The 5,212-nt window shown below is 68.7% G+C and carries 7 protein-coding genes; 5 read left to right on the top strand and 2 right to left on the bottom strand.

Going from position 1 to position 5,212, the window contains the following annotated elements:
* Positions 1–288: 288 nt before the first annotated feature.
* Positions 289–894 (bottom strand): hypothetical protein, encoded by a 606-nt coding sequence (locus ABZ783_RS37315; RefSeq protein WP_357447936.1) that lies wholly within the window; start codon positions 892–894, stop codon positions 289–291.
* Positions 895–977: 83 nt separating this feature from the next.
* Between ABZ783_RS37315 and ABZ783_RS37310 the strand changes: the two genes are divergently transcribed.
* On the top strand, positions 978–1,511 hold the full coding sequence (locus ABZ783_RS37310) for a hypothetical protein (protein ID WP_357447933.1): 534 nt from the start codon (positions 978–980) through the stop codon (positions 1,509–1,511).
* A gap of 90 nt (positions 1,512–1,601) precedes the next feature.
* On the opposite strand, the gene ABZ783_RS37305 is transcribed toward ABZ783_RS37310, so the two are convergent.
* A complete protein-coding gene (locus tag ABZ783_RS37305) occupies positions 1,602–2,246 on the bottom strand; it encodes a TetR/AcrR family transcriptional regulator (RefSeq protein WP_357447930.1) in 645 nt (214 codons plus the stop codon).
* Between the two features lie 177 nt (positions 2,247–2,423).
* Here ABZ783_RS37305 and ABZ783_RS37300 point away from each other — a divergent pair, with 177 nt between their 5' ends.
* The 4 genes from ABZ783_RS37300 to ABZ783_RS37285 all read left to right on the top strand — a co-directional run bounded on the left by ABZ783_RS37300 (position 2,424) and on the right by ABZ783_RS37285 (position 5,108).
* Positions 2,424–2,945: a hypothetical protein gene (locus tag ABZ783_RS37300; protein ID WP_357447927.1), complete on the top strand. Its 522-nt coding sequence runs from the start codon at positions 2,424–2,426 to the stop codon at positions 2,943–2,945.
* On the top strand, positions 2,923–3,792 hold the full coding sequence (locus ABZ783_RS37295; RefSeq protein ID WP_357447924.1) for a methyltransferase domain-containing protein: 870 nt from the start codon (positions 2,923–2,925) through the stop codon (positions 3,790–3,792). The genes ABZ783_RS37300 and ABZ783_RS37295 overlap by 23 nt, the downstream gene beginning before the upstream one ends.
* Positions 3,793–3,958: 166 nt before the next feature.
* The gene (locus ABZ783_RS37290) at positions 3,959–4,555 is read left to right on the top strand and encodes a GNAT family N-acetyltransferase (RefSeq protein WP_357447921.1); all 597 of its coding nucleotides are present in this window, start codon (positions 3,959–3,961) and stop codon (positions 4,553–4,555) included.
* A 97-nt stretch (positions 4,556–4,652) separates the two neighbouring features.
* Positions 4,653–5,108 carry a DUF5990 family protein gene (locus tag ABZ783_RS37285; protein WP_357447918.1) on the top strand — a complete coding sequence of 152 codons (456 nt, stop codon included), beginning with the start codon at positions 4,653–4,655 and terminating at the stop codon, positions 5,106–5,108.
* Positions 5,109–5,212: the final 104 nt, after the last annotated feature.

Below are 5,212 nucleotides of genomic sequence, written 5' to 3'. Positions count from 1 at the left end.
TTTTACCGTCCATGTAAGACACCCATCGCAAGGGAGGGAGCGGCGTTTCCTCCCGGCCGTAAACGGCCGGGTTTCCACGCCGCAAATCCGATGAACGCCTACCGCGTCACGACGCAGCCCGCATCGATCAGCCGACCGGATGCCCGCCACGGAAACCCGGAACCGCTCGCCGGCTACGGGCACAAGTGCGGGGTCTGTCGCTGATCTTGTGACGGCGCGTTCAGCTCGGTAGGAGGATGCGCATGCGGAGCAGGTCGAAGTTGGCGCGGCCATAGCCCATGCGTTTGATCAATTTCGCTCCGGTGTTCTGGCCCCGTCCTGGCCGGACCTCCATTGAATGGAGAGGCCGGCGACGACGGCGTCGTAGTCGTGGTGGAGCCCGTCGGCGAACTGCCGCAGGTGGGGTAGATCGTCCTGGCGGACCTGACCGATCCAGGCTGGTAGCTGCTGGCCGGTGAGGTTGGTCATCATGACGGCGAACGTGCGGACGTGTCGGGCGATGGCGTTCAGGTGCGGGCAGGCGGCTTGGACGTCGTTGAGGGTCGCGGCGTGGTCGGGTTGGAGTCGGTCGGGGTGGGTGAGGAGCCAGCTCGCCGTGGCGCGGGGCGCCGGGATCGGCCGGGGCGCTGGTGGGGCGACTATGCCGGCTTTGAGCAGGTGCAGGTATCGGCCGACCGTGCTGCGGCCTCCGGTGTATCCCTGTTGGCGGATGTGCCGGTAGAGGTGTGAGGCGTTGCGCTGGCCGAGGGTGAACTGTTCGTAGAGCCAGGGCTTATTGGCGTCGAGCAGGGTCCGGCGGTGGATCGCTGGCGCGAGGAGCGCGTCGAGGCTTTCGGCTCGGGCGTAGCGGCGCTCCACCCGCTCGACGAACGTCACCGGACAGGCGCCGGACATTCACTTGAACCGGCGCACCACCAACTCGATCAACACCGGTTCTCGACGGCCGGTGCAGCGACGAGGTGTCATACCCTCTGCGGGTGCCGCAGAAGGGTCTTGTTCGCCTCGCTGTCCTCGGAGCGGTGCTGTTCGGTGGGCTGGCGCTGTGTGTCGGACTGGCCGCGCGGGAGTTGGAACCGTCGGCCAGCAGCGCGGACGAAGTCGAGTGCACAGACAACGACCACCGGTTGGCCGAGCAGTTGGAACGAGATCCGATACTCACCTCTCTTGCCCCCCGCACCACCATCGGCAGCATCTATGGAGGGCCGTGCGGGGATGGAAGCGACTCGTCGGTGGTCATGCAGGTCGATATCGGCCTGCCCCCGGGCCCGATCGATCCGGTCATCGACCATTACCGCGCCTTGCTGGCGGCGGGTCATTGGCTGACCGTGCACACGCCAGGGATCGCACCCGTGCCAGAGGGCGAAGAGCTGTTGTGCGCCGAGCGGGTAACAAACGGGAGGCGAGTGGTTCTATCCATAAGCAATGGGCTCTACACGCCGGGCCCAGACACCAACGGTGAGCTCAGGCTCTACATCGAGTGGTCGCTCGACGGGGAGGACGCGCACTGCTAAGCCCCGCAGGGCAATCGAGGTCGCTGGCCACCCAAGCAGCCGTCGCAAGATCAGCGACAGACCCCAAGTGCGCCTACCAGCCGATCACGGTCAATCCAGCGCCGAGCGCTCGCCGGGTGCGCCGCTGTGCTTCCCGGTCGAGGGTGGTGGCTCGGGTGCCGGTGGGGCGAGGGCGGCGAGCAGGCCGGGTGCGGCGAGCCGCTGATAGATGCTGGCGAGGGCGGCGGGTCCGGGCCGGAAGTCCTGGTCGACCCACCAGGTGAGCAGGCCGAGGGCTGCGGAGGTGTAGAACGCGGCGGCGACGTCGACCGGTAGATCGCTGCGGGCGGCCTCGATGTGCGGGCGCAGGTGGTTGCGGAGCAGGTCGCTGACGAGCCGGTGTAGGTGGCGCTGCATGACGCTGCCGCCGCGTCGGCCGCACAGCGCGCGGTAGAGGTCCCGGTGGCGGTACGCGTGGGCGAAGATCACGCCGGTCGGGCTGGTCGGATGGGGTGGCACACCCGGGCTGAGGGCGTCGAGGTCGCGCTGCAGATCGGTGCGCAGGTCGTCGAAGCCGGCCAGCAGCAGGTCGTCCTTGTCCCGGTAGTGCGTGTAGAAGGTGGAGCGTCCCACGTCGGCGCGGTCGAGGATGTCCTGAACAGTGATCCGGTCGTAGCCCTTCTCAGGGATCAGGGCGACGAGCGCCTCGCGAAGAAGGCGCTGGCTGCGCCGGATCCGGCGGTCCTGTCCCGGCATCGCGCATCCTCGCTTCCCGAACAGTTGTCGGCGGATGTCCGGTAACGGATCGTGGCCCTGTTCTGGTCGTTGAACCGGATCGCTGCCCGTGACCATACTCGAACATGGTGTTCGACATCGTACGAGTGTTCGGCTGTGGCCGGCAGCTCCGGCCGGTCAGCGGTAGGGAGACGCCCGATGTACCTGCCCCCACGATCTCGTCGTCTGCTGCTGGCCGCCCACATCACCGTCACGGTGGGTGCACTGGGCGCCGACGCGGCACTCCTGGCGCTGGCGGTGTCCGGCCTGCGCGACACCGACCCACGCACGGTGTACCCGGCGGCGTACCTCCTCGGCCGGTGGCTGGTCGCGCCGTTGGCCGTCGGCAGCGTGCTGACCGGCCTCGCGCTGGCGGCCGCCGGGCCCTGGCGGCCACTGCGGCACGGCTGGGTCACCGTCAAGCTCACACTCGCGGCGGTACTCGCCGCAGCCGCCCTGGCCCTGCTCGTACCCCGGCTCGGGCACGCCGCCGCAGCCGCCGTCGGGTCATCGACGGCGGGCGTGCCCCGCGGCGACCGGGTCGTGGCGGTAGCGGCACCAGCGGCGGCACTGCTGGTCCTCGGGACCAACGTGGTCCTCGGAGTCTTCAAGCCGGGCCGGCGGCGGCCCGCTCAGGCGGCAAATTCGGAGGTGGCAAATGCAGCCGATCGTCAACGTTGAGCAGGCGCAGGCGTGGAACGGACCGGAAGGCAGGCACTGGGCCGACCACGCCGCCCAGTGGGACGCAGTCAGCGCAGAGCTCAACGAACCACTTCTGGCGGCGGCCCGGATCAAGCCGGACGACCGGGTGCTCGACCTCGGCTGCGGCAACGGCCAGATCACCCGCCTGGCCGCCCGCCGCGCCCAAGACGGATACGCGCTCGGCGTCGACCTCTCCGGCCCGATGCTGCAAACAGCGCGGGCGCACGCCGCCAGCGAAGGGTTGACCAACGTCCGGTTCGAGCAGGGCGACGTGCAGGTGCACCCGTTCCCGCCCGGCGAGTTCGATGTCGCCCTCAGCCGAGGCGGACTGACCTTCTTCACCGACCCCGCGGCGGCCTTCACCAACATCGCGCACGCGCTGCGACCCGGCGGGCGCCTGACGTTCACCTGCGCACGAGCCGTCGACGCACAGCAGTGGTTCACCGTATTCATGACCGCACTCGTCGGCCGCGTCCCGCACACCGACCCGAGGGCGGCGTCCGAGCCGGGCATGTTCTCCCTGGCCGACCCCCAACGCATCGACGAACTGCTGACCACAGCCGGCTTCCGCGACATCACCATCACCGGCCTCGACCCCGCCATGACCTACGGACACGACGCCGCAAGCGCCACCCAACTCGTGCTCGGCACCGGACCGGCACGCGCACTGCTCGACGACGGCGACCGGCACGCCGCGACCCGAGCGCGGGTCGCGCTCACCACCGCGCTGAGCACCTACGAGCATCCCGACGGCGTCCAGTTGAAGGGAGCATTCTGGCTCGTCACCGCCGCAACGGAAACAGATGATCAGCGATTCGTGCGCTGAGCGCAACGCCCCAGCCGCCGACGCGCACCCGCACGCTGCCGCCGCCCGACTCTGCCGAGACCAGGGCATCGACCATCAGCCGTTGTTGGAGTCGACTTGCCGCCGCGCCAACGACACGCAGCTCGAGAGCTTGACACGCGTGACGGCCACCGGAAGAGGATGGGCAATGACGTCAGTCCTCTCGACGCCGCCCGCCATCCCCGCCGGCACACTCGCCGACGGCCCACAACCCGTGCTCTCCACCACCGGAGGCCTGCTGCTGCGGCCCTGGGAGGCGACCGACGCCCCAGTCTTCCTCGCCGCCTATCGCGACCCCGAGATCCAGCATTGGCACACCCGCCAACCCGTATCCGAGGATCAGGTCGGCGAATGGTTCGACCAGTATCGCCAGGACTGGGCACACGAGAAGGGTGCGCATTGGGCGGTGACTCGCAGCGGCGGTGAGGTGCTGGGGCGCATCGCCATGCGCGGAATAGATCTCGATGACGGTGTCGCTGGGTGCGCATACTGGGTACTCCCGGCCGCCCGCGGCGCAGGCGTGGCCTCCCGCGCGCTCAGGGCCGTTAGCATCTGGGCCCTTGGCGAGGCGGGCTTCCACCGCTTGGAGTTGGATCACTCGATCCGCAACAAAGCGTCCTGCCGGGTCGCCGCCAAATCCGGCTTCCTTCTGGAGGGCACCAAGCGGAGCGCCGCCGTGCACTCCGACGGTCGACACGACATGCACCTACACGCCCGCATCCGGGACGACGAGCAACTCACCTGATTTCAGTTCATACCAGCATTGATCGGCGCCCGTCTTATCGGCAGGCTCCGCCGCACGGGCACACAACGTCGTCGGGGGAGCGGCCTACGCTGGACTGGTGCGGATCCGTATCGAGGGCCACGACCTTCCCGGACGCGATTGCGGCGGCAGCGACGATTTCCCCGGCTACCGCAACATCCACATCGGCGTGCAGCGCCGCGAGCGACCAACACAGTGGCTCGACCTGCAGCCGGGCGACGCTGCGGCAGTGAGGTGGAACCTGGATTGCACTGCCGCGACCGTTACCAAAGGCGGCCTCGACGTGCGCGGGCCCTACATTCAAGGCGGCCCGGGACAGCGCTTCATCTACCTGTCGTGGGGCGAGGTCGACGGCACCGGCACGTTCACGATGTTCCGGCGGGCCAAGCTGTGGCTTGACAGTGTTGAGATCTCCACCGCGCATGCCGCGATCTCCGGCGGCACGCTGATCGCGAGACTGGGGCTCACCGACGCCAAAGGCCACCCGCTCTGCGCCGCCGTCCGACCTCCGAAGGTCACCTGGTCCGCCGCGTAAGAGAGACCGTCAACGTGGCCTAGCGAGGAATCCCGGTCCCTTCAGGACTCCGTTGGGGAATGGCCAAACCATGACGTGTCGCTTTCAGCTGGCGAGGTCGAGTT

This window comes from Micromonospora sp. NPDC047738 (assembly GCF_040642675.1).
In the GTDB taxonomy this organism is placed as follows: domain Bacteria; phylum Actinomycetota; class Actinomycetes; order Mycobacteriales; family Micromonosporaceae; genus Micromonospora.
This window is presented reverse-complemented; position numbering and strand designations above follow the sequence as displayed.

Coding starts and splice junctions, on each gene's coding strand:
- ABZ783_RS37315 (WP_357447936.1), bottom strand. CDS start 894: ATGTCCGGCGCCTGTCCGGTGACGTTCGTCGAGCGGGTGGAGCGCCGC.
- ABZ783_RS37305 (WP_357447930.1), bottom strand. CDS start 2,246: ATGCCGGGACAGGACCGCCGGATCCGGCGCAGCCAGCGCCTTCTTCGC.
- ABZ783_RS37300 (WP_357447927.1), top strand. CDS start 2,424: ATGTACCTGCCCCCACGATCTCGTCGTCTGCTGCTGGCCGCCCACATC.
- ABZ783_RS37295 (WP_357447924.1), top strand. CDS start 2,923: ATGCAGCCGATCGTCAACGTTGAGCAGGCGCAGGCGTGGAACGGACCG.
- ABZ783_RS37290 (WP_357447921.1), top strand. CDS start 3,959: ATGACGTCAGTCCTCTCGACGCCGCCCGCCATCCCCGCCGGCACACTC.